The sequence below is a fragment of the Sphingobacterium paucimobilis HER1398 genome (assembly GCF_000416985.1).
GTDB lineage: Bacteria > Bacteroidota > Bacteroidia > Sphingobacteriales > Sphingobacteriaceae > Sphingobacterium > Sphingobacterium paucimobilis.
Genome location: NZ_ATDL01000015.1, coordinates 702,808 through 724,033 on the forward strand (window position 1 = coordinate 702,808; position 21,226 = coordinate 724,033).

General features: G+C 41.4%; 16 protein-coding genes. 3 read left to right on the forward strand and 13 right to left on the reverse strand.

All coding sequences use genetic code 11. From position 1 onward, the window contains the following. Positions 1–88 precede the first annotated feature (88 nt). The 10 genes from M472_RS35730 to M472_RS35770 form a co-directional block, all read right to left on the reverse strand. Complete coding sequence (locus M472_RS35730; RefSeq protein ID WP_021070757.1) at positions 89–3,664, reverse strand: response regulator; 3,576 nt, start codon at positions 3,662–3,664, stop codon at positions 89–91. A gap of 72 nt (positions 3,665–3,736) precedes the next feature. Next, positions 3,737–5,218 (reverse strand): ATP-binding response regulator, encoded by a 1,482-nt coding sequence (locus tag M472_RS35735; protein ID WP_021070758.1) that lies wholly within the window; start codon positions 5,216–5,218, stop codon positions 3,737–3,739. Positions 5,219–5,421: 203 nt separating this feature from the next. Next, positions 5,422–5,877, reverse strand: coding sequence for a hypothetical protein (locus M472_RS35740; RefSeq protein ID WP_021070759.1), 456 nt, complete (start codon positions 5,875–5,877; stop codon positions 5,422–5,424). A 25-nt stretch (positions 5,878–5,902) separates the two neighbouring features. Next, a complete protein-coding gene (locus tag M472_RS45785; RefSeq protein ID WP_235049510.1) occupies positions 5,903–7,081 on the reverse strand; it encodes a C40 family peptidase in 1,179 nt (392 codons plus the stop codon). Beyond that, a complete protein-coding gene (locus M472_RS35745; RefSeq protein ID WP_021070761.1) occupies positions 7,000–7,386 on the reverse strand; it encodes a hypothetical protein in 387 nt (128 codons plus the stop codon). Before M472_RS35745 ends, M472_RS45785 begins: the two co-directional genes overlap by 82 nt. Before the next feature lie 118 nt (positions 7,387–7,504). Beyond that, complete coding sequence (locus tag M472_RS44580; protein WP_021070762.1) at positions 7,505–8,092, reverse strand: hypothetical protein; 588 nt, start codon at positions 8,090–8,092, stop codon at positions 7,505–7,507. Between the two features lie 462 nt (positions 8,093–8,554). Then, positions 8,555–8,959 carry a hypothetical protein gene (locus M472_RS35755; protein ID WP_021070763.1) on the reverse strand — a complete coding sequence of 135 codons (405 nt, stop codon included), beginning with the start codon at positions 8,957–8,959 and terminating at the stop codon, positions 8,555–8,557. Positions 8,960–9,005: 46 nt separating this feature from the next. Further along, positions 9,006–9,731 (reverse strand): LytR/AlgR family response regulator transcription factor, encoded by a 726-nt coding sequence (locus M472_RS35760; protein WP_021070764.1) that lies wholly within the window; start codon positions 9,729–9,731, stop codon positions 9,006–9,008. A gap of 7 nt (positions 9,732–9,738) precedes the next feature. After that, positions 9,739–10,635, reverse strand: coding sequence for a LytS family sensor histidine kinase (locus M472_RS35765; RefSeq protein ID WP_144062723.1), 897 nt, complete (start codon positions 10,633–10,635; stop codon positions 9,739–9,741). Positions 10,636–10,822: 187 nt separating this feature from the next. Beyond that, a complete protein-coding gene (locus M472_RS35770; RefSeq protein WP_021070766.1) occupies positions 10,823–11,719 on the reverse strand; it encodes a lysophospholipid acyltransferase family protein in 897 nt (298 codons plus the stop codon). A gap of 655 nt (positions 11,720–12,374) precedes the next feature. Here M472_RS35770 and M472_RS35775 point away from each other — a divergent pair. The 3 genes from M472_RS35775 (at position 12,375) to M472_RS35785 (ending at position 14,934) form a co-directional block, all read left to right on the forward strand. Further along, on the forward strand, positions 12,375–13,382 hold the full coding sequence (locus tag M472_RS35775) for a helix-turn-helix domain-containing protein (protein ID WP_021070768.1): 1,008 nt from the start codon (positions 12,375–12,377) through the stop codon (positions 13,380–13,382). A 111-nt stretch (positions 13,383–13,493) separates the two neighbouring features. Further along, on the forward strand, positions 13,494–14,306 hold the full coding sequence (locus M472_RS35780) for a hypothetical protein (RefSeq protein ID WP_021070769.1): 813 nt from the start codon (positions 13,494–13,496) through the stop codon (positions 14,304–14,306). A gap of 217 nt (positions 14,307–14,523) precedes the next feature. Next, positions 14,524–14,934 carry a hypothetical protein gene (locus M472_RS35785; protein WP_021070770.1) on the forward strand — a complete coding sequence of 137 codons (411 nt, stop codon included), beginning with the start codon at positions 14,524–14,526 and terminating at the stop codon, positions 14,932–14,934. 75 nt (positions 14,935–15,009) lie between these two features. Here M472_RS35785 and M472_RS35790 read toward each other — a convergent pair whose 3' ends face one another. The 3 genes from M472_RS35790 to M472_RS35800 are packed head-to-tail and all read right to left on the reverse strand — an operon-like array spanning position 15,010 to position 21,099. Next, positions 15,010–16,392: a RagB/SusD family nutrient uptake outer membrane protein gene (locus M472_RS35790; protein WP_021070771.1), complete on the reverse strand. Its 1,383-nt coding sequence runs from the start codon at positions 16,390–16,392 to the stop codon at positions 15,010–15,012. Positions 16,393–16,403: 11 nt separating this feature from the next. Then, positions 16,404–19,619, reverse strand: a complete 3,216-nt coding sequence (locus M472_RS35795) for a SusC/RagA family TonB-linked outer membrane protein (RefSeq protein WP_144062724.1) — start codon at positions 19,617–19,619, stop codon at positions 16,404–16,406. Positions 19,620–19,626: 7 nt separating this feature from the next. Beyond that, a complete protein-coding gene (locus M472_RS35800) occupies positions 19,627–21,099 on the reverse strand; it encodes a TlpA family protein disulfide reductase (RefSeq protein WP_021070773.1) in 1,473 nt (490 codons plus the stop codon). Positions 21,100–21,226 lie beyond the last annotated feature (127 nt).

Genomic DNA, 21,226 nt, shown 5'->3' on the forward strand with positions numbered 1-21,226 from the left:
TAAAAATAACAAAAAGGCGTTAGATTATCTTTCGATTTAATACCCTTTCCTATGAACGGCAAATACCCGTTTTTGTCCCGTACAAATCCTATTTTAATGTTCCTTCACATAGCCATACCCGCAGGAGAGACAACAGTTGATCCTGATCTACAGGTTTGGATATATAATCTGATGCTCCTGCCTGCATGCATTTCTCGCGGTCGCCGACCATTGCTTTCGCTGTCACTGCGATAATCGGCAGCAATTTATGTTCCGGCAGTCTTCTTATTCTATCTATGGTTTCAAGACCGTCCATTTCGGGCATCATGATATCCATTAGTACGATATCGGTATCTGAGTGCTGTGCGAGTTGTTGGAGCGCTTCTTTACCATTAGTCGCTGTGACCACCTGCATGCGATGCACCTCCAATACTTTAGAGAGCGAGAATATATTGCGCGCATCATCATCTACAATCAAAATTTTCTTTCCGTGGAATACTTCTATTATATTAGACGCCACCTTTTGTTGCACTTTTTTGTCTTCTTCTATCAGATGCAGAAATAGGCTGACCTCATCCAGGACTCTCTGATACGAGTGCGCCGTTTTTAAAACTATCGAGTCAGCATACTTTTGTATTCTATCGTGTTCATTTAGTGACATGCTTTCGCCAGTAAATACTATAATTGGCAAGTCTTCCAATCCTTTTATTTTCTTGATTGCATCGAGTGCTTCGTATCCTGCCCTGAAAGGCATACCCATATCCAATATTACGCAATCTGCTCCGCTGTCCATCAGTGCTTCTATACTTCCTTCTACGCTTGACTGTATTTCTGTTGGTATATTAAATTTTTTTAAGAAATATGCTAACGCTGCTGCATGTTTCGCATTCTCTTCTACAATGAGAACTTTTTTGGTTTTCGTATGACGAGCGGCTTCTATCCTTGCAAACATTTTTTCAATCTGGGGCAGTGATAACGGTTTGTTTACAAAATCTATTGCCCCTTTGGATAGACTTTGTTTTCTTACGTGTACGGCTGACATTACATGGACAGGTATATGTTTGGTTATGGGATTTGCTTTCAGCTGGTCTATGACTGCCCAACCATCCATTACAGGCAGTCGGATATCCAACAGTATAGCAACTGGTCTGTACTGGATCGCGGCCTGCATAGCCCTATCTCCACGGACTGTAACGACCCCTTTATATCCCTGCCTTCTGGTATATTCCAATAGTTTTTTTGCTAATTCCGTATCATCTTCTATAATCAGGATCGAACTGTCTCCTTTTACGATGTACTCTCTATCATCAGGTATATCTTCGGGTATGTGTAGATCCAGTTGGTTGTCGTATTCCTGTAGCTGTAAGTTCAATGACGGAGGAACCATCTCTGGTATGTTCTCTGTTTCAATATTGGTTTTACTTCTGGCATCGATTGGTAACCGGAGTACAAATGTACTTCCCTCGCCGAGCTTACTCTTCACCGAAATCTGACCTCCCAATAAGCGGACGATCTCTCTGCTAATGGATAGTCCTAGTCCGGTGCCTCCGTATTTTCTTCGAGTGGATCCATCTGCCTGCTGGAATGCCTCGAATATTACTGCCTGCTTGTTATCTGCTATCCCCACTCCAGTGTCCGTTACCTCGAATATTAAATTTGCGTGGTCCTCCTGATCAGGAGCTACCGAAAGTACCACCTCGCCCTTCTCTGTAAATTTGATTGCATTGGACAAGAGATTGCGCAGTACCTGCTCTAGGCGCATGGTATCTGTATAAATTTCTGTGCCGCTTATCGTATCGAACAACCTCAAATTTAGTCCTTTTTGCGCAACAATAGGTTCAAACAGGTTTTTGAGGCCTTGGAGCATAGTCTCGACCTTAATTTTCTCGATATGCAACTCCATCTTCCCTGCCTCTATCTTTGAAAGGTCCAATATTTCATCAATGAGCAATAGCAGGCTCGTACCTGCACTCTGTATCACCGTTGCAGACTGTATCTGTTCAGCGCAGAGGTTTTTCTCTTTATTATCTGCTAATAGTTTGGATAGCAATAGGATTGAATTGAGCGGTGTACGCAATTCATGCGACATATTTGCCAAGAACTCACTTTTATACTTTGTACTTTTGGCTAGGGCGTCTGCTTTTTGTTTGACCTCTATGTTCCGCTGGTTAATCAACTGGTTTTTTTCTTCGAGCTGTTCTGTATGCGCTTCTAATTCTGCATTCGATTTCATCAACTCTTCTTGTTGGGCGCGCAGTTCTTCATCCGAAGCCTGCAACCGTTGCGCCTGTGCCTCAAGCTCTGTATTTAAGTTTTCAAGTTCGGCATGCTGCGCTTGGAGCTCTTCAGTCTGTGTCTGTGTTTCTTCTAAGAGCGTCTGCACTTCTTCTCTTGCCTTTGCGGCCAGAACTGCTATTCCTATTATCCGCGCTGCTTCTTTAAAAAAAGTAATTCTATGTTCATCATTAAACTGCCTACTCCCCAGCTCAATGACACCAATGCATTCATTGCCGGTCATGATAGGAACCCATATGATATTACTGAGCTGCAGTGTACCACTTGCACAACTGGAAACAAAATCTGCAGGGACTATACCATCGATTTGCTTTATTTTTTGATCTATGCACACTTGCCCTACCATACCTTCCCCTAGCGCGAAGCGCTCCGCCATACGGACCTCCATCCCATAAGCCCCTGCTAGTTGAATCATTTCCTGCTGGCGCAGATAGCATGCCCCATTTATCGCACCACTATAATTTACCAAATGTGCAACAGCATCATTTATGAGCTCGGTCTCCATACGATTGCCTACCAACATATTATTTAGTCTGGCTATTCCTGTCTGTTGCCATTCGTTTTTGGACAATGATTCAAAAGATGTTTTCAGTGCATGCCCCATAGCATTGAGTGACTCCGCCAAGCTTCCGAGATCATCCCTTTCCGTATCTTTCACCCGTACCGAATAATTACCTTGGGCGATCTGTGCTGCTATTCGTTGTGTGGCTTTAAGGCGTTTTCTCATTTCTAGATCTTTTGCTTTCAATTCTGTCTGCAATTGTGCCCTGCGTGTATAATCCTGTCTTATCTTAACAAAACATATTCCTGTGATGAGAAGCGACAATATAGCTGCCATAGGTATAAAAAACAACGTATTGTCGGAAGATCGGCTTAATGCGGCTGATCTTTTTTGCAACAGCAATGCTTCTATATCAATAAATTGGTTGATACTGGTTCTACAGCTGTCCATATAACGTTTTCCATTTTCCAACTGTTCGATATGCCATTCGCCCCCTTTTTGTTTTGCATCCAGCAATTCGGCCAGCATTTGCATGCGCGTATGTACTAGTGCTGTCACTTTGCGTGCATTATCCGTTTGTTCGGGGTTGTCTGATACCAAATCCTGGGTCTTTTGTAACGATATCGGTATCTGATTGAGACCTTTTTGATAGGGTTCTAAGAAAGATTGGCGACCTGTGAGAAGATATCCCCGCTGCCCAGTCTCCGCATTCTGCAGATCGTGTAACACTTTATTGGCAGCCGCAATAACCTTACGGCTGTGTTCAACATTGTTGCGATCTTCGATTTGGTCCTGAATACTCAGATAAGAAGCTAAAGAGCTTGCCAATACCAATATCAGTGAGATTCCTATAGCGATCTGTAGATTTCTCAAGAATGATTTATTCATCAGTAAATATTTATTCTTTAATGTTCATATGGAATATCCACAGTATTTTTATCGGCCTTAATACAACCTCTGTCATCTGTTGATTTCAGTTTTTTGTTCTATGGGCAATGTAAAATAAAACGTAGATCCTTTTCCAACAACGCTATGTGCTCCGACGCTCCCACCATGCAGTTTTATGATTTCGGCACAGATATAAAGACCGATTCCAAGTCCTTGAAAGCGAATAGAAGATTCTTCGACCCTATAGAACTTGGTGAATAGCTCCGGTAGTTTGTATTCAGGTATACCTATGCCCTGATCAACGACCTCAATCTGCACTTTATTTTCATCTTTTTTTATTTTTATAAAGATTTCATCGGCTTCAGGTGCATACTTGACTGCATTACTAAGGTAGTTAATCAGTACTTGCTCGATACGCATGCGATCTCCAAGAACCTTACCTACAATGTGGCCCTTTCTATGTATTTTCAGCGAACGGTGCTCGTTAGTATGCCTTATTGTATCCATCGCCTGATCGAGCAACTCCTCCAGGTCAAAATAATGTGGATCGATTTTTAACTTACCATTTTCTATTCTGGAGGTGTCCAGCAGATCCACCACTAAATCACCTAGTAGTGATACCTGACGTTGCATCTTGTCAATATATTGACCTGCAACGCTATTTTCATTTTTATCAACCGTGCGTTGTAGTAGTTGTGCATATGCTTTGATACTGGTGAGGGGCGTTTTTAGTTCATGGCTTGCGATGCTCAGGAATTCGTCTTTGCGCTTTTCGACTTGTTTTTGAGCATCGATATCGGTAAATGTACCTATCCATTTATATTGTCCTCCGTCCATAAAAGGAATGACACGAAATAGGTGGTATTTATATTCTTCGCATTCATTGCATAAAAGCCTTAATTCAATTTCTATCTGTTGCGGATGTTCTGCTGCATTGCGCAATTGCTGTTGTATATCAGGGTCATCTGGGTGCAGATTGGGAAAGGTATTCCTATCTGCATATTGGCGCCATTTGTTATTCACAAACTCAATATTCCCGCTACTATCGGCAGTAAATGCCAGCTGAGGCAAGGCTTCCAATATCGCGTATAAATGTTTCATCTTTTCATTGAGCTCCTGTTGTGCCTTTTTCCGTTGTTCGATTTCCATGCGAAGTTCCTGTTGCATATTGTCAAGGGCCAATCGTTGTTGGAATAGGGTATAGAATGTCTTGACTTTGAGCATTAATATTTCTGGATCCACCGGTTTGGCAACATAATCCATCCCTCCCGAGGCATAGCCTTGGGTAATGAATTTCTTATCTGTATTTACGGCTGATAAAAATATGATGGGTATATATCTTGTCCTGCTATACCCCGCTAGGGCCTGCGCGACCTCGAAACCATCCATAATCGGCATCTGCACATCCAAGATGATCAGTGCATAGTCACGCTTGAGTACTTTTTTCAAGGCTTCCGGCCCGGATAAGGCAGTGTCCACTTTAAAATCATAGGATTCGAGCAGCTTCTGCAATGAAAATATATTTTCATCTTGATCGTCAACAATTAAAATCATAGGTAAATAGGTAGATTTTTATTATACCGCTCCAATTTACTAAATAATTACGTTTATTAAAAAACATTGAACTACTCAATCATAATTAATTGTAGAATCTGTATTCCAGCCACTTTAACGATTAAATTTTAATTTAAGATTTGGGCGCTATGCACCCAAATTTTACAACCGCATTTTTGACAAATAATAAAATTATTGCCTTTTTAGTTTGTTTTTCTCCAGAATTTATATATTCCTATTAGTATAGATACGATAGCTAGCAAATAAACCATACGACCCCAAACGTATTTAGTCTGACTAGTACTTGTGTTATTTATTTCTTCACTATAAGCTGCACCTGTACTATCGTAAGTGACCCTCTCTAGATCCGCCTTCATCCCGACTATATTTCGTTCTAGGTATTCTAGTCTGCCAGACTGTCCCGATAGTCCTAAATTGGGATGAAACAAAAAGCTACTATCGGTTGTATACCTCCAAAATCGTGAAGTGCTATCCGTATTTGCCCAATTTTGGTAAGAAGTGGTACTATTCACTCGTCCCTCTATCTGTTGCTGCATCCGTATTGCTGTACTCTTATCTTTATTAGCCTTACATCCAAATAAGATTATATTAGTCAATACAAACCATTGGATAAATTTTATGGAATTTAACGTTGTCATATCCTCTAAACTGTTTTATAAATATTTAAGATTGATTTCCTGACACCCAATCTGCAATAGCATAGATAGTTCTAAAATGCCTTCTCCTTGATTCAACACGATTGTTGCTATTGCCTTCAATGGTGATCAGATAGTCATTAGCTTTCTTCTTGATCATACCTACGTGATTGATGCGTTTGACTTTAGCCCCATAAATTCCGAATACATCGGCTGGCTGGCATTGTTGTTTTAGAACCTGTCTTGCCTTTGGAAATAACGCTGGAGACCATGGATTGCGGGGGTGTGATAATCCTGCTTGACCATACACCCAGCTCACATAAGCTGCACACCAATCGTGATGTGGGCCCAGGTTTGTATAGCGGAGATATTCTTCTATACGGGGGCCGTCGTTGTTGCCAGTAGCTTCACGCACGCCTAGTTCTTTTGAAGCAATAGCTATTATTAAGTTTCTTTTTTCCTCATTAGCGGACCGTCTAGGCACTTTCCCTTGATAGAAAGTGCCGCAAAGATCAAGACTATTTAGCCTATGTTCGCCACGGCTTCGTAAAGCTACAGAGGTGGTTTCCAAGGTCTCCCTCTCACGTCTCCCTACCCTAGACTGAAAATCCTGTTCTAATGCAAAATGTACATAACTGCTATTCATAGCTTTACGGCGTTTGACTCCATATGCTAAAATGTCGTCCTTAAAAACAAGAATCTTGACAGGCGACATTGATGTGGATTGTAAGTCACTACAAGCCAGATCCGAATAGATTGGCCTATGTTGTTCAAGGCGCAAATAATTGTCAATTATTCCTGACAAGCTATCAGACCTGTCTGAGCGAAGTGGGTTTAGCTTCGCTGAACTCGGCCTCCAGCCTTCGGTTGTCTTATTGCTAGAAATAAGGAGACAATTTAGCCGAGCAACCAAGCCTTGACCTTTATGGAGTTTGAATAGTATTGGGTGTCCATGAGCTCCTTTTGGTCGGTTTGGTCCCTTTTCTGTCGAGAGAAAAGGGACTGGCCCCGCCGCGGCTACAGAGCGGCATAAAAATTTATTATAATTAAGCCCTGTAAAGTTTTTAGATCCCTCTATTCCGCTGCGCTCCAAACGGGATGACGGATGGGAAAGTACGGGGCATACTAAAACACCACTACCATCGCCATTATCACAGCATAGAGCAGTAAAAAGAAGACCGAAAAATAAAGAATACATTGTTGCCATGAGGAGAGTTTATTAAAGTGATTTTCGAATTGCTGTCTGAAAGACTTAAAGGGATGCCACAGTAGTTCTTGTAGCCAAATGCTAATGTACACCGCTAGCAAACCGACCAACAGTCCAAATACCGCGACGGTGAGGATACCGAAGTCCAGCACACCGATAGCCGGGTCGAACAGCTGCAATACAGCCGATAGCATTAGCCAACCGATGATCAGAAATAGAAAGCCAAAGAATAGCTTTTCCTTAAGTGAAAGCTCCTCCCGCCAGCCCTGGGCTAGCTTGTAGGGGGTGTTTGTTGTTTGCATCATAATGTGATGAGAGTTATGATCCCGAAAATCGGAACAAGAGTTATGTGGGTGATGAAAGTTACAAAGGTTACAAAATTAAGGAAGGGACGGAGCCTAGCTCCGCCCTTCGCTTTAGGGATTAGGGGTTCATGTCCTCTCCATATTTTTTTTGTACTTTGGTGATTTTCTTCGGTGTGTCAAGCATGATAATTTTAAACTTGGCAGTATCATAGTCTACATTTGCGACTGTTGCTTCGTAAGTCCATTGCGAATTTGAATCGTCCGTCGCCGTAGCCAGTCCAGATTCAAGGTGAATATCAGACTGATCTAGTATCTCCACACTGACTTCATTTACTTTCATGATATCCTTTACCTGGATTGTTATGATATCACCCACCATCCCTCTGTAAGCACTATCATCGAATTTACGAACGCTAGGCTCATTGAAGTAATCTTTGAATGCCACATTGTAAGGTTGCTGGTTTATAGTAGCTTTTTCGGCATAGGCCTTTTTCAATAACGGATCTAGCATTGCTCGCTTTGCATATTGCGAAGCATCATAAAACTTGTTCTGCACTGCGAGTTGCTTGTCCGATAATACCCGACCAGTAACTGTTCTTGGCCTTTTAGCAATTATCGTCTGATCACCTTTTTGACGAAATACAAGGTTTCTACCTACTTTTCCTGATGCTCCCTGCATCACTACATTGTCTTTTGACTTTGCCATTTTTTATTAAGTTTTAATTTTTAAAAAATCTATTAGTGTAATGCTTTTCCGGGGCGCCTTCCGTCATTGATTACATTACAAAGGTTTAAACAAAAAACCATAAAACAATGGCTATCAACACCATCCGAATGATTACGAATGATTCCGAACGATTATGAACGATTCTGAACGGTAAAATGTTACTACTGTTAACCCGATACTTTCTGCGCGAAGTTGATTATCACATTCTAAATTGGTCGGTTTTGGTATGTTGACGAGGGCGGTTCTAGGTAATCTTGGGTGATTGTTGGATAATCCTTGGGTAGTTCTTGTTTAATCGTTGTGTATAGGCTGTGTATAGACTGGTAGTTTCTTAGGTGGTTCTTAGGTATTTCTTCGGTAATCCTTGGGTGTTTCTTGGGTAATTCTTAGTTTTTTCTTGGGTAGTTGTTAGGCTGGACTTGGGTCATGCTCGTACCTGGTTCATTCCGGTACATTTCGATTTCTTGAAGAGGATTTAGGGCTCTTAGCTGGTATTACTTCATGCATTTTGATTACTTCTAAAACTTCATCCTGTAGGTAGTAATCCTTTCCTAAATTATAAGTTCTGAAGAGGGCTTTTTTCTCAAAAAAAGTGGTATTCCCCAATTTCAACATTTTCTTAAGATCATGATTATCAATAAGTCGCTGACTCAAGTTGAGGTCTTCATGATTTTGGTTTTGCATCATCAAGAGCGATATTTCTTTTGTGGTCTCTATAAGTTGATCCATACGGTCCCATAATGGTGTGATAATTTCTATTAGCTCTTCGGTTAGCTTTTTAGCGCTGCATTGCTCTACATACTTTTCATGTGTTTGTGCGTGGGTGTTGTTTAGTTTGGTTTCCATTCAACAGTATATTAGATAAGTTAATAATTCATATCATTTGATTGTTTTACAGTTTGTTATCATGGTATAAATCTAGGGCTCTCAAGGCTGGCTTAAAATTAATATCCAGACAAATATCATCCATAGTCAATTGCACTTTAGTTCTATTATACGATTTGATAGCGTGTATAGCCACGACATGTTTTGCACTGATCCGAACAAACTTATCTTGCGGCAAAAGCGCCATTAATGTGGTGAGGGATTTTTGATAGATCACCTTGCTTCCGTTATCTAAAAATATAGTAATATCTTTATCCTCAACTTCGGCATATACAATGTCGACATGTTTTAATATTTCTTCCTGTTTGGTTTCAAAATTGCGAACTTTGACCGTTGTACTTTTGTTTATAGATATTCTATTTCTTTCATCCACTTTTCTCACTGCCTCTTCCACTGCTTTTTTTAAGTGTTCCCAGTCTGGCAATTTTTTCAGATATGCTACCGCATTTATATTATTTACTTCAAATCCATAATTTCCAAAACTAGACACTACAATTATTACGGGAGGATTTTCGAGCAGTCTAACGAATTCCCAGCCCATTAATTCGGGCATCTGTAGATCCAGAAACAATATATCAACGGATTGCACTTCTTGCATATTCAGTGCAGCCTGAATACTTGAAACGGGATCCAGCTGGATTAAAAAATCGAATCGGGCTAACATTTTGCGGAATATTGTAATCGATTCTGGCTGATCATCCATAAATCCTGCGGTATACTTTAGTTTATCCATAACAAGTTTAGTTTAACGGTCCTGATATGGACACCAAATATTGTGTTTGACTTTCTTTTCTTTTGATTTTAATTGGCCAATTGCCATTTGTGATACGCTTACTCAACAATTTATATCCCGTCTTTTGAGATTTGATACTATTTCTTTTTGCATGTATTATATCGTTCACCACTCTAAATATCCATTTATCCTGACCGATTATGAACCTTACAGAGAATGAACTTCCTTTTAGGACATCCCCATATTTAATAGCATTTTCAACAGGCGTTAGAAAAAGCCCTATCGGTATCCGAATATCTTGTAAACTGGGCGGCAACGAAACCTTTTCTATAGCCTCTTTTTGGCCTAAACTGGCCAAATCCAACAAATTCACGACCTGCTCCCATTCCTTTTTTATGGGAATACTAGACTCTGTTTCTTGCATCTCAATGGCATGATGCATGACTGATGCCAACTTTAACAGATTATCCAAATTATCTTCCTGCTTATCTGTCGTCATTTTACCCATTGTAATGGCAATAACCCCTTCGATAAAATGCGGGCATAAATGCTTGGCATTTAACTGCGATTTAAGTAGTGATATATCATTATTTAACTGCTTGAGCTTCTCTTTCTTAAGGTTCAGTCTTTTTTTATTACTAAAATACCTTAATGCGAATACCATGGCACTAGCTATAATCCAGGTCACTAAAAAGCCTGTGGTCAATCGCTTTCTAAATTCAATAATTCTAAATGATTTATTAGGATTATGAAAATTAATCCCTAAAGCGGGCAGCCAACTATAAATGAGTTCATAACCATATAATACCAAGAACAAAAAAGCTATGAGCAAGATCCCTAAACCAGCAGTCCTACTTTTCCATTTCTGCTGCCCCCCTAACCATGTTGCTGCAAACAAAAGCATAAAATATATCGCAAATAATATACTTACTGCGATAATTTGATTTTCAGGGATGGGTCTATCGGCAAAAAAGAAGTTAAGTACTTTAAAAAAAATATAGAATGCAGGTAAGCTAAGTGCATTCCAGCACAAAAATAATTTAGGCAGATTGGACATAAAATAGATAGCTTGTTTCTCAAATATAATATTCTTATTGTAGAGGAACAAGATTAACTTTCTGCGCGGTATAGTATCTTCTATCGAAAACACAATATTCGCCATCTAGTTCTAGAACTAATAACGGATGGTTTGTGAGTCCCTCGTCTACAATGCTTTCGTCCAAATTTAACATACCATTTTTATGTAGGTATATCCAGCACTCCCAGCGTTCGGGTTGTTTAGTTACTATAATTTCGAGTTGGCGATACATTATATCCAACGTTCGTAATACAAAGTCAAATCGATTTTCTTTTGGCTTTTGTGTAATCGGCTTTAACGCCTTTAAATAATAACTATTACGTCTTTGCTGATCGATCAATGTATATACAGGAACATTAAATGCAGATGAGATAAATGGTATTCCCATTTTAACATTTAGGATACCCTCTAGAAAAGGTATAGAAAACCTTTGATCCTTTTGTGAATCTACTGATCCAGAGGCACCATCGGCGAATATTAAAATATGCTTGCCCGATGCCAATGCTTGTTTTATTCCAAACAATAATCTAGGATCTTCGCTAAATAAATAGTTGTACGTATTGGTTTTATTCATCTGCCTATGAAGCTGATCAAATAGTTTGGGATTACGGTCATAAACTACCTTATCCAATACCACATCGAATAAAACGCCTTCTTGAGCCATTTGTAAAGGCCAATGCATGTGATTGCCTAGGTGGAACATAGCTAAAATACCAGGAGTACCATTAGTTAGTAAGCCATGGCATTGCAAATGAAAACAGTCTAATGTACGGGAATCCGCCCGCCCATGATATTCTTTCCATTTATTAAATATGACAGCATGCTCTTTCCAACTGCGGTCTGTCATAACCTGATTAATATTTGCACTAAACAATGCAAACTCCCATTTGCTTACATGTTGTATAATCATATTATTTATCTTGTTAGGTGTGAAAAACGATTTATTAAAAGCCGGCCTTCTACAGCGGCCGACTTTCTGATCACCTTTTTTAACTCCTTCGCCTTATTTGTGAAATGGTTAAAAGGTAACTATTGGACATTTTTGATCCGATTCGAGGTCTTTTTCGTGAGGCCCACTATCTAACTTATATTTTAGTGTAGTCCAATAAATAACATCGCTTTTAATGATCATACCTGAATCATTTGAAATCTGTGATTTTCTTTCGTTTTTCATTTCTGTTAAAAATTAAATAAAACATTTTTTCTAAGCTCAACGTGGCCACATTTAGTTCGCTTCGAAACATTGACTGACGCAATATGTGAGTAATTGCAATATGTTTTATCTTAAAAACGTACGTTTCGATTTCCTCTATTTTGCGCAATTCAGATGCTTAACCTCTCCAATAATTTTGTTTCGTAAATGATTTACGAAACATATGAGTGCATTTACGAAATAGAAAGCTACGTGTACGAAATTATATTGTTTTAGGGCTGGTTTAGGACTAGATTCGACATGTGATATATGCCATTTTCTAAACAAATGATTATGATTATTAGCCTAATTAACTCTTTGGTGAATCTGTATTCTAATTCACGAAAAGGCCAAACTTTAAACCTCAAGAATTATGAAGCGATCTGTGCTGTCTAAACTTCGGCAAATCCTGGACAAGGTCGCAAGCGCCCATTGTCTGGAGCAGCTTGAAGCCACCCTGATACTCCAGGATAGCCAAACCAGCTACTGGAAGCGCGGCGCAGATGAGGCCACACTACAAGATTTTGATACGCTGGAAGTATTTCTCAGCTGCCTGGATACGCTATTCTGTGAAGAGCGTACCATTCCGATCAAGGTGAAGCTGTACGACATCCATGTGTTGTACGTCCTCGAAGCTAGCGCAACCATCCGTCTTTACAATTCACAGGGCCACCTGATCAGCCAACAAGCCTGTGGACGTGGTATGTACTACTACCTTCCTCCTGGTCATTATAGCCTAAAGATACCGGCAGGAAAAAGCCAACTCTTTGGCTATTATTTCCGAAGTAAAACTTTTCGCAAGAAAAATGAAAAGCCCTATATTTTCTTGCACAGCCTACTGCGTGCCAGGCGAGCACAACTGCCCGAAGTGGTAGTGAGCAGAGATTTTAAGGTTGGCAGACGTACCCGGATGTATATACATGCGCTGTGCCGTGGCTTAAAAAAAAGAAAACTGAAAAATGAAAGTTTTGTCTTCGGTATTATCCACGATCTCATCGATCTATCGGCCGAGAAGATATCGGAAGAGGAAACCAAAATGAGCTATGATCTCAAGATAGCGATACAGGCGCGCAAGCTACTGGCTATGCACATCGAGGAGAAGGGCCAGGAAACACAGATCAACCTACTATCCGATGACCTAAAGCTAGATCTAGACACCGTAAACCGCTATCATAAGCAGCATTTTGGCAAATGCCTGCGAGAGTTGCGCACCGAGCTACTTGTGACACGGGCCCAAAACCTCCTTGCATCGGGTATGAGCCCTACCGAGACGGCATATGAACTCAACTACAGCTCACTGGATGCTTTCGGTCGTTTTTTCAAGAAGTATAGTAAACAAACTGCTAGTGCATATATACAGACCCTCCTAACGGACCAGTAACTTCCACCTTCAACGTTATGAGTATGGCCCCTGTCGGATCGTGAAATCGTAAGCTGTCGGGCCGCCTGCTACTTGGCTTCCTACCTTTGGTATATAAATACGGTGGGAGTTATGATTATAAAACAAACATATCTAGAAAGCGAAGTGCTCTATCAGGTGATGGAAATCTTATATCTACAGCTCAAGGAACTAATGCACGAGCTAGCTCCCGAGGGTTGGAACAACAGTCCCTACCACTTTCCATTTGAACTAATCGAAGGCGAGGGCGATGTTCTTTACAACGGCTACCAAATGGTAGCTCAAGCCTATGAACAACAATTTGGCCGTTGCCCCCGGAGGTATCTAGAAGAAGCAACAAAGACGATGAATATGGTCTGTAAGGCCAATCCTCATGAGCCCCTTATAGGCGAAATGGTGTATCTGATCGAATTTGCACTGGTACGACTGACACTAAATGGGCTATTATTCAAGGGTAGTGATCCTGCTACCTATTATATCATTGACGAGTTTGATATCGCAGAACAAAGCTACCTGCTCGGTATAGAACTGACACTCCCTGGTGTAGCTTTCTGCAATATACCTCTTTTGAGCCCTGCAAGACATGAACTGTTATTTCATCTTGATCTCTGCGTCTTGTATAAACACCTACTCAAGGCATTCGCACAGCTACATTACGATTGGCGATACTATAACGAAGCGCTAAAAATGCAATGGATACGCTGGCGAATAGCGAAGATTGTAAACCGGAATGATGGAGAAAACAGTCAACAGAGCCTTTGGATCCAAGTCAAGGAATCGATAGCCAGCATAGAACGGGCACAGCCACCAAACGAGGTGATTGCCTACATGGGTACACACGATAAACTGCCTGTTGGCTATCCGCCTACGATGGAAGATCTTGAATATATAAGCAGAATAACTTGATACCCTTGTCATTGATTACTTGTCACTGAGTCTACATATACAGCGAATCTCGGTGGCTAGGCCACAGGGTGCAGGGCGTATCGGCCAAAAGACCCTTCCGACTATCCATGAGATATGTGTTGAGGCATCGTACGAAAAAATCAACAGATCCGGATAGCAATATCTCCCGAGCATTTCTCTAGGAGTTAAAACAGAGAGAAACTTAAAACAAACAAAAATGAAACAAATTATGATTTTGTTTTCTGTGATACTGGGTATTGCAGGAACAGCGTTGGCCCTAAACGATAACGGGGCAAAAGACAAAAGTACTAAGGTAGAAACAAAAGTAGTCACTACGGATACCTATTTTCGTTTTACGGGGAACCCCGGTGAGGAGGGAAATCCCGCTAAATGGGAAGCCATTGATACCCCTGACGGTTGTGAAGGTTTGGAAAGAGCCTGTAATATCCAGGTGAAGGCGGCTTATTTAGTAGAATCTGGTGGGCAAGTGCATATCAACACCAGCCTTCTTCCTACTTTACCAACCGTCTTGAGCCCGGATAATGTAAACTTAATCCCTGCACCAAGTGCCGCTGGAAGCATGTCGTCTCAGCCACTTACACCGGGCGGAATTTATAATCAAGATTAATTAATCTGATTTTACAGTTTAGAAGAGTACCCATTCATTCCATCTGAATGGGTACTCTTTGACATTATTAAACTATTAGTTTTGTGGCATTCCAGTCAATCTTATCACGTCACTCGGCAAGGGCAAGGCGTATCGATCATCATTGGGAGGTAGTGTATAGGTCTCACCATTGACCAGCCTCGTCAATATGATATTGGCTCCCTCCTTGTTCAATCGTTTGATATCCATCCACCGTAGATTACGTGTTACCAATTCCTTTCGCCGCTCCAAAAGAACCAGTTGTAGCGCCTCCAATCTATCCATACCCATATCTAGATATGGGGAAGTCCCTACTTTATACCGCCTTTTCAAAAGATTATCCACGCCTGTTAATCCTTCTCTAATCTGCCCGCGCCGCACCAAACACTCCGCTTTGGTCAGCCACATTTCGGCTGTAGAGACGCCCGTAAAATACTGGGTGCTGTTTATCGAAAAATTGCCCCGCATAACAGCGCCATTCGCTGTATTTCTAAAAAACGCAAACCGTCGGAGATCATCTGTTTGATAAGAATTTATTAGATTCGTATCAATGACCGCATACGTGGTACTTGACGGAAAGGCATATAAACCAATCGCTGTCGAGAAGATAACCTCTTTATTGAAAATAGTAAAGGGATTTACCGAACTGGTAGCCGTAGGTAATTTAATATCCGTATTGAAATCTAAAAGATCATTTTGGATTGTAAGGCAAGAATCGGCATATTTTTCCGCATTGGCATAATCTCTCATCGAAAGATAAGCACGTGACAGTAAACCATAAACAGCCACTTTTGAGGGTCGCACAGGTAAATCTGATCTATGAGGCAACAGCGGCATCGCTGCCTTGAGATCAACGATCACTTTTTCGAAAGACTCTGCTACTGAAGCTCGAACTGAGCGCTCATTGACATCTGGATTCGTCTTCAAAACTATACCCAAGTCAGACGAAGCGGTAGATTCATCATAGGCTTTGGACCATATCCATATAGCTCGAAGAAAAGAATTCGCGCGGAAAACAAGTGCCGCCCCCTTTGCTCTATTCCATCGATTTTTTTCTCCTTCCTTTACAGCCATTTCATCTAAAGTTTTAAGGCAAACATTCGCGTAAAAGATTGTTTCGTAACTGATACCCCAAGGGTTAGAAGCCTGTTCGTAATCCGCATTCTTCCAGACATAAATATCTCGAGAAGCAGCTTTTACTATCCTATCATACACTGGATTGGGAATATAAATATCGTCCGCAGATGATTCGCCCATACAAGGACTACGGTAATTCATGATCTGGGTATTATCCAGAATCGCTTCCACATCTTCCAATGTGGACACCAACGCCATATTGGTTGAAGATTTTATATCTAGATAATCATCACAGCTTGACAGCACAAGAAGCCCTGTTACCACATATAAAAGTCTTCTCCACATTACTATAATCTCTTTCATTTTTGTTTGATTTAAAAGTTAACACGTAAACCTAATGAGAACGAGCGCTGATTATCCAATAGCTCTGTCCTGTCCTTTCGCCAGACATATCCTAAGCCACTCCCATTTAAATACACATTGGTCTCCGGCATTTTTCCGATCCTTCCTATTTTAGGAATACGGTACGACAGGCTGGCAAACTGTAGGTAGATATTATCCCCGCGTGATACGGTTGGTGTAGCGTATGCATAGAAGCGTTCGCGGTTAGAATCCAGCGGGTAAGTCAAAGATGGAACGGTCGTATGCAGTTCGTCACCAGGCACCTTCCATCGTTTGTTATAATCTAAATGACCAATACCATTTGAAAGCAACTGCGCATAAGATACTGTCGATTTTCGGTAATAGTATCCAAGACGGAAAGAGAACATAGCTGATAGCGAGAGACCTTTATATGAAAATGTGTTCGAAAGACTCCCTTGATATACTGGAAGAGCGGAGCCATGGTAAACCACATTGCTATCATCCCCCTTAACCGCTATATCATTAAATATCTGTTGGTACTGCAGCGTTTTTTCATCCCCTATGTACCCTTGAGGGTTACCTGCTCCATCCAGCCCGCCCCATCTATAGCTCGCTAGTCCATATAGCGGTTTCCCAATAACCGGATTTATTGTGGTACCATTCCCCACCAGCGTACTCAAACGTGTAGCCTGTTGTATATGATAAGCAGTTGTGCGGCTATCTACCAGGTTGGCTATCAAAGTAGTCTGCCAGACAAACGGTATTTTAATATTGAGCGATGTCAATCTCAAATCGATTCCTTTACCTACTATATCCGCACTATTCATCACGACAGTAGTATAATAGCCCCGCACGGTATAATCGTACAATGCAGGCGCATACAAGTCAAAGCCGTGCTTCCGATACAGCTCTAAGGTACCCGAGAGCCGTCCATTGCTCAAAGCGAAGTCAACACCTATATTTGTCGTATTGACGCGCTCCCATCGCAATTGGTCATTAGGAACCTCTGTAATGACCGCATGTGGCAGTAAGGTGCGTATCCCGTCCGCACCAGCATAGCTTATTACGGCCTGTGATACCCGAGAAGGATCGACGTTGCCACTGTAGCCATATGTAGCGCGCAAGGTAAGCTGATTAAGTATAGAACTTTCAAAAAAAGATTCTTTGTGCATATGCCACGAAGTACCCACAGACCAAAGCGGATTCCATCTGTCATTTGCTTTTACACCAAATATATTTGACGCGTCTTTTCTAGCACTAAGACTTAGTGTATAACGCTGATCATAGCTGTAAGCCATATTTCCGTAAAGTGAAACAAAGCGGTTGATTTCAGCGGAACGGCTCGCGCTCCCCCCGATCCGCTTATTCTCTCCTGTAACCAAGGTAGGATAATCGTTGACTAAATCTACCTGTTGGGATTGAAAAGGATCCGGGTGATATCCATATAGTGTAGCCTGCGGCACATAGCTTGATCGGGACTGCCGTATCTCGCTACCCAACAGTGTTACTATAGCATGTTTTTGCCACCTACGGTCATAGTCTAACTGAAACCGTGCATTTCTTCCTGATATGGTACGATAATCACCGCTCCATAGCCCACCTTCAGGAACAATCCGCTTTGCCAAACCAGTAGCGTAGTTGATCTGGGTGAATTCGTTTACGAGATTTCTTGCCTTATAAGAGTTGGGGCTATCATATGATTCATTAGTGATACGTTGTTGTTGCTCCTGATACATGACGGCCAGCTTCAAACCTGTAGAAAGCTGATAGTGCACACTTAGATTTGCATTAATATCTTGCCGTACATTCGATTTTGAGGTATGCAGATAATCACACATCGGGTAGTAATTCCAGTCTAATAAAGCACCATTACCGACTGTATCTATGTAACTTTGTCTGAGGAAACTATATACAGGTATAGGCTGCCCCAAATCATCTGCTATCGGCAGGTAGGGTACTATCTTGCCGTTTACCCGTACACTATTAAATGCGGGCCGGGACTGTCCATTGTTATTCGCATGCGTAAAATATGCCCCCAATTCAACTTTTAGTTTATCTGTGATCGCGTAACTCTGCTGCGTCCGAAGGTTGATTTTACGGTCTTTAGCGCCCAATTCTGACACCTCGTTCTGATAGCCTGCGGCAAGAGTATAGGTCATCCTACGCTCGCCACCACGCAGGCTAAACGCATATTGTTGCATATTCGACGGTCTGTAACTATAGCGTTTGTATTGATCGCGATTATCCATTGACTTTAGCGCATCGATCCTTGCAGCAGAATCCTGAGCTGAAATATATCCAAGCGCACGTTGCTGAAAGATTTCAACCGCAGGTGTGATCGGTGTCTTCAACATATCACTCCAAATAAAGTCTGCTGCATACGCGCCTTTATTGAAAAAGAACGCTTCCGCTTCTATGTAATCAGGTGATGAAAGAAACGATTGACGATATAAATCCGGCTTTTCGCGAACTTGCGCCACTGCGCTCAGCTCAATCTTAACAGGTTGATTCAGTCTGCCTTTTTTAGTGTTAATAACAATCACTCCATTACCTGCTCGGGCTCCCCAGATGGAAGCTGCGGCCGCATCTTTAAGAACGGTGACATTTTCTACATCCTCGGGATTAATATTGGAAATATCGCCCTCATAGGGAAAATTGTCTACTACAATTAGCGGATCCAAAGGGCCATTAATTGTACTGAGTCCACGCACCATAAAATCATATTTACGATTGTCTTTTGTACCATTGAATGTGAGTCCAGAAACCATACCGTCCAATCGATCCAGTATATTAGTTCCGACCTGGGCAGATAGCGCTTTGGCATCCAGAACTTCGAAAGACCCCGTAGCCCGTTCTTTAGGAATGCGCTGAAACCCGGTATTGACTTCAACCACCTCGATTTCATGTATTTTCCTACCTACGACTATACGATGAGGACCAAACCCCAAATAACGGTACTGCAGCGTATCAATAGTCTTACCAACAATAAGTAAATCACCTTTTTCACTTGCTCCTATTAATTCAAAGCTTCCGTCCTCTCCAGTGGTAACCTTTAGCTGTGAAAGCCTATCCTGAACTGTAACAACAATACCAACGCCATCCTGATCAATTACACTACCCCACAGCCGAGATTGGCCTTTGGCGTCCGTTGAATTAAGAAATATCAACACAAAAATCCCAACCATAAAACAATAAGGTGGAAAAAGGGTATAGAAATATCTATTCATTACCTGCTTAATTAATTGATTCAACTACTTTACCGCTCGCAGCATGCACTGTGTTATAAAATACAGCGTGCGCCCGAGGTAAATTTTTGATTTCACTCCTTATACCGTGCTTTTTGAGGACACGCTGCAATTGCAAAAGATCCGATCCTGCCAGATTCTCTAACTCTAGGGGAGCAACGACATGTTGCGCTGCATTCCCGTCTGCCTCTACCAACCTACCCGTCATCGTGGACAGTTGTCTTGCCAGATAGCCCAGCGTTGTTCCTTTTGCACTGGTTTTAGGAGCATTGCTCTGCTTGTCCCCTGTTAAGACAAGTACCTCGGTGTTTCGAATATCCCTTCTGACCGAGACGTTGAATTGCTGCATAAGATCTCTACGCAGATATTCCATAGCCCGATCCCGTGTCGCTGATTCTATTATGAGTTCATAACTATATAATGCATCATAATCGGTAGATGCTATAAAATCAATGAAGCTCTTGTCTACACCGTCATCGAACACAAATTCATTGGGATGAACGCCCGCCAGCGCTGTGTTAAATGCTTCCTGATACAAAAACTTGATCGGATAATTAACATAGAAGAACCGCTCCCCAGTATGATAAGGTTCACTTCCATACACACTACCCAGCCCTGTAAGATACCCTGTCAACAGAGACGACGACTTGATTGACTTGGTATCGATAATCCCCATCTGCTCTAGCAGTGCTTTCTTTTTATCATAGAGCAGATTATCCTCTTTAAGATGAAATGCAGATAAATCTCCATTCAACACAGCCCTTATATTTTTTTCTGTAATTTCCTTGGAGGAAGATGTAGCCAGTAACTTTCCATTTCCGTCCAACCAGACATAGTGCGGCAATATTTTATGTGGATATACGTATTGGAAGATAGAATCGCGGTGCAAAAAAAGCAGATTAGCTGCTGGTTGTTGTTGGGTAATAGTACGGTCGATTCGTTCCTTACTGTCTTTGGTTTGGGTAGCATTAATAAGTAGAAATTGTACATCTTCGTTAAATTTCTCTTGTAGCACCGATATTTTCGGCCACGCACTTGTACAGCTACCACACCAAGTAGCCCAAAAACCCAGAATAACCAGTTTCTTATCCCGATAATCGTTCAGTGTAATGCGCTGCTTACCGTCTGGATACCTGACTGCCTGTAGTGGCGTACGCCACAGTTTTTGGGGGATCGTGTCCCCTATTTTCAATTGTTTCATCTGCGTTAGGGCATTGTTCTCCTGCCCAGAGGCAGGAAAAACCAAATAGCCACTAAACAACACACAGAATATCGTTAATAATACGTGACTGCGCAGCGTCCCGAATTTACTTCTGGAATACCGCCCAAGCGGGAGAAGCAGTCTATATTTATAGTTTTCTTCTTTTGGACGAGTAGAAAGGTCTTGATAACTTGTTAATTTGATAACATCATCACACTGTCGAATAGACAGCTCTCTCCCACCCCAATTAAAATTCTTCATTTTTGGAAATTTATTGTTGTTAATGAACCAAAAGAGCTCCCTATGCGAGGTTTCTAGTTCGTTGAGTGTGACCCAATGAAGGCGGAATCGAAAAAATATGATCGATCAATATCCTACCGTACCTCAT

What these genes read in the sequence shown, in the direction of transcription:
- M472_RS35730 (WP_021070757.1), bottom strand. Translation starts at nt 3,664, where the DNA reads ATGAATAAATCATTCTTGAGAAATCTACAGATCGCTATAGGAATCTCA.
- M472_RS35735 (WP_021070758.1), bottom strand. Translation starts at nt 5,218, where the DNA reads ATGATTTTAATTGTTGACGATCAAGATGAAAATATATTTTCATTGCAG.
- M472_RS35740 (WP_021070759.1), bottom strand. Translation starts at nt 5,877, where the DNA reads ATGACAACGTTAAATTCCATAAAATTTATCCAATGGTTTGTATTGACT.
- M472_RS45785 (WP_235049510.1), bottom strand. Translation starts at nt 7,081, where the DNA reads ATGGCAACAATGTATTCTTTATTTTTCGGTCTTCTTTTTACTGCTCTA.
- M472_RS35745 (WP_021070761.1), bottom strand. Translation starts at nt 7,386, where the DNA reads ATGATGCAAACAACAAACACCCCCTACAAGCTAGCCCAGGGCTGGCGG.
- M472_RS44580 (WP_021070762.1), bottom strand. Translation starts at nt 8,092, where the DNA reads ATGGCAAAGTCAAAAGACAATGTAGTGATGCAGGGAGCATCAGGAAAA.
- M472_RS35755 (WP_021070763.1), bottom strand. Translation starts at nt 8,959, where the DNA reads ATGGAAACCAAACTAAACAACACCCACGCACAAACACATGAAAAGTAT.
- M472_RS35760 (WP_021070764.1), bottom strand. Translation starts at nt 9,731, where the DNA reads ATGGATAAACTAAAGTATACCGCAGGATTTATGGATGATCAGCCAGAA.
- M472_RS35765 (WP_144062723.1), bottom strand. Translation starts at nt 10,635, where the DNA reads ATGCTTTTGTTTGCAGCAACATGGTTAGGGGGGCAGCAGAAATGGAAA.
- M472_RS35770 (WP_021070766.1), bottom strand. Translation starts at nt 11,719, where the DNA reads ATGATTATACAACATGTAAGCAAATGGGAGTTTGCATTGTTTAGTGCA.
- M472_RS35775 (WP_021070768.1), top strand. Translation starts at nt 12,375, where the DNA reads ATGAAGCGATCTGTGCTGTCTAAACTTCGGCAAATCCTGGACAAGGTC.
- M472_RS35780 (WP_021070769.1), top strand. Translation starts at nt 13,494, where the DNA reads ATGATTATAAAACAAACATATCTAGAAAGCGAAGTGCTCTATCAGGTG.
- M472_RS35785 (WP_021070770.1), top strand. Translation starts at nt 14,524, where the DNA reads ATGAAACAAATTATGATTTTGTTTTCTGTGATACTGGGTATTGCAGGA.
- M472_RS35790 (WP_021070771.1), bottom strand. Translation starts at nt 16,392, where the DNA reads ATGAAAGAGATTATAGTAATGTGGAGAAGACTTTTATATGTGGTAACA.
- M472_RS35795 (WP_144062724.1), bottom strand. Translation starts at nt 19,619, where the DNA reads ATGAATAGATATTTCTATACCCTTTTTCCACCTTATTGTTTTATGGTT.
- M472_RS35800 (WP_021070773.1), bottom strand. Translation starts at nt 21,099, where the DNA reads ATGAAGAATTTTAATTGGGGTGGGAGAGAGCTGTCTATTCGACAGTGT.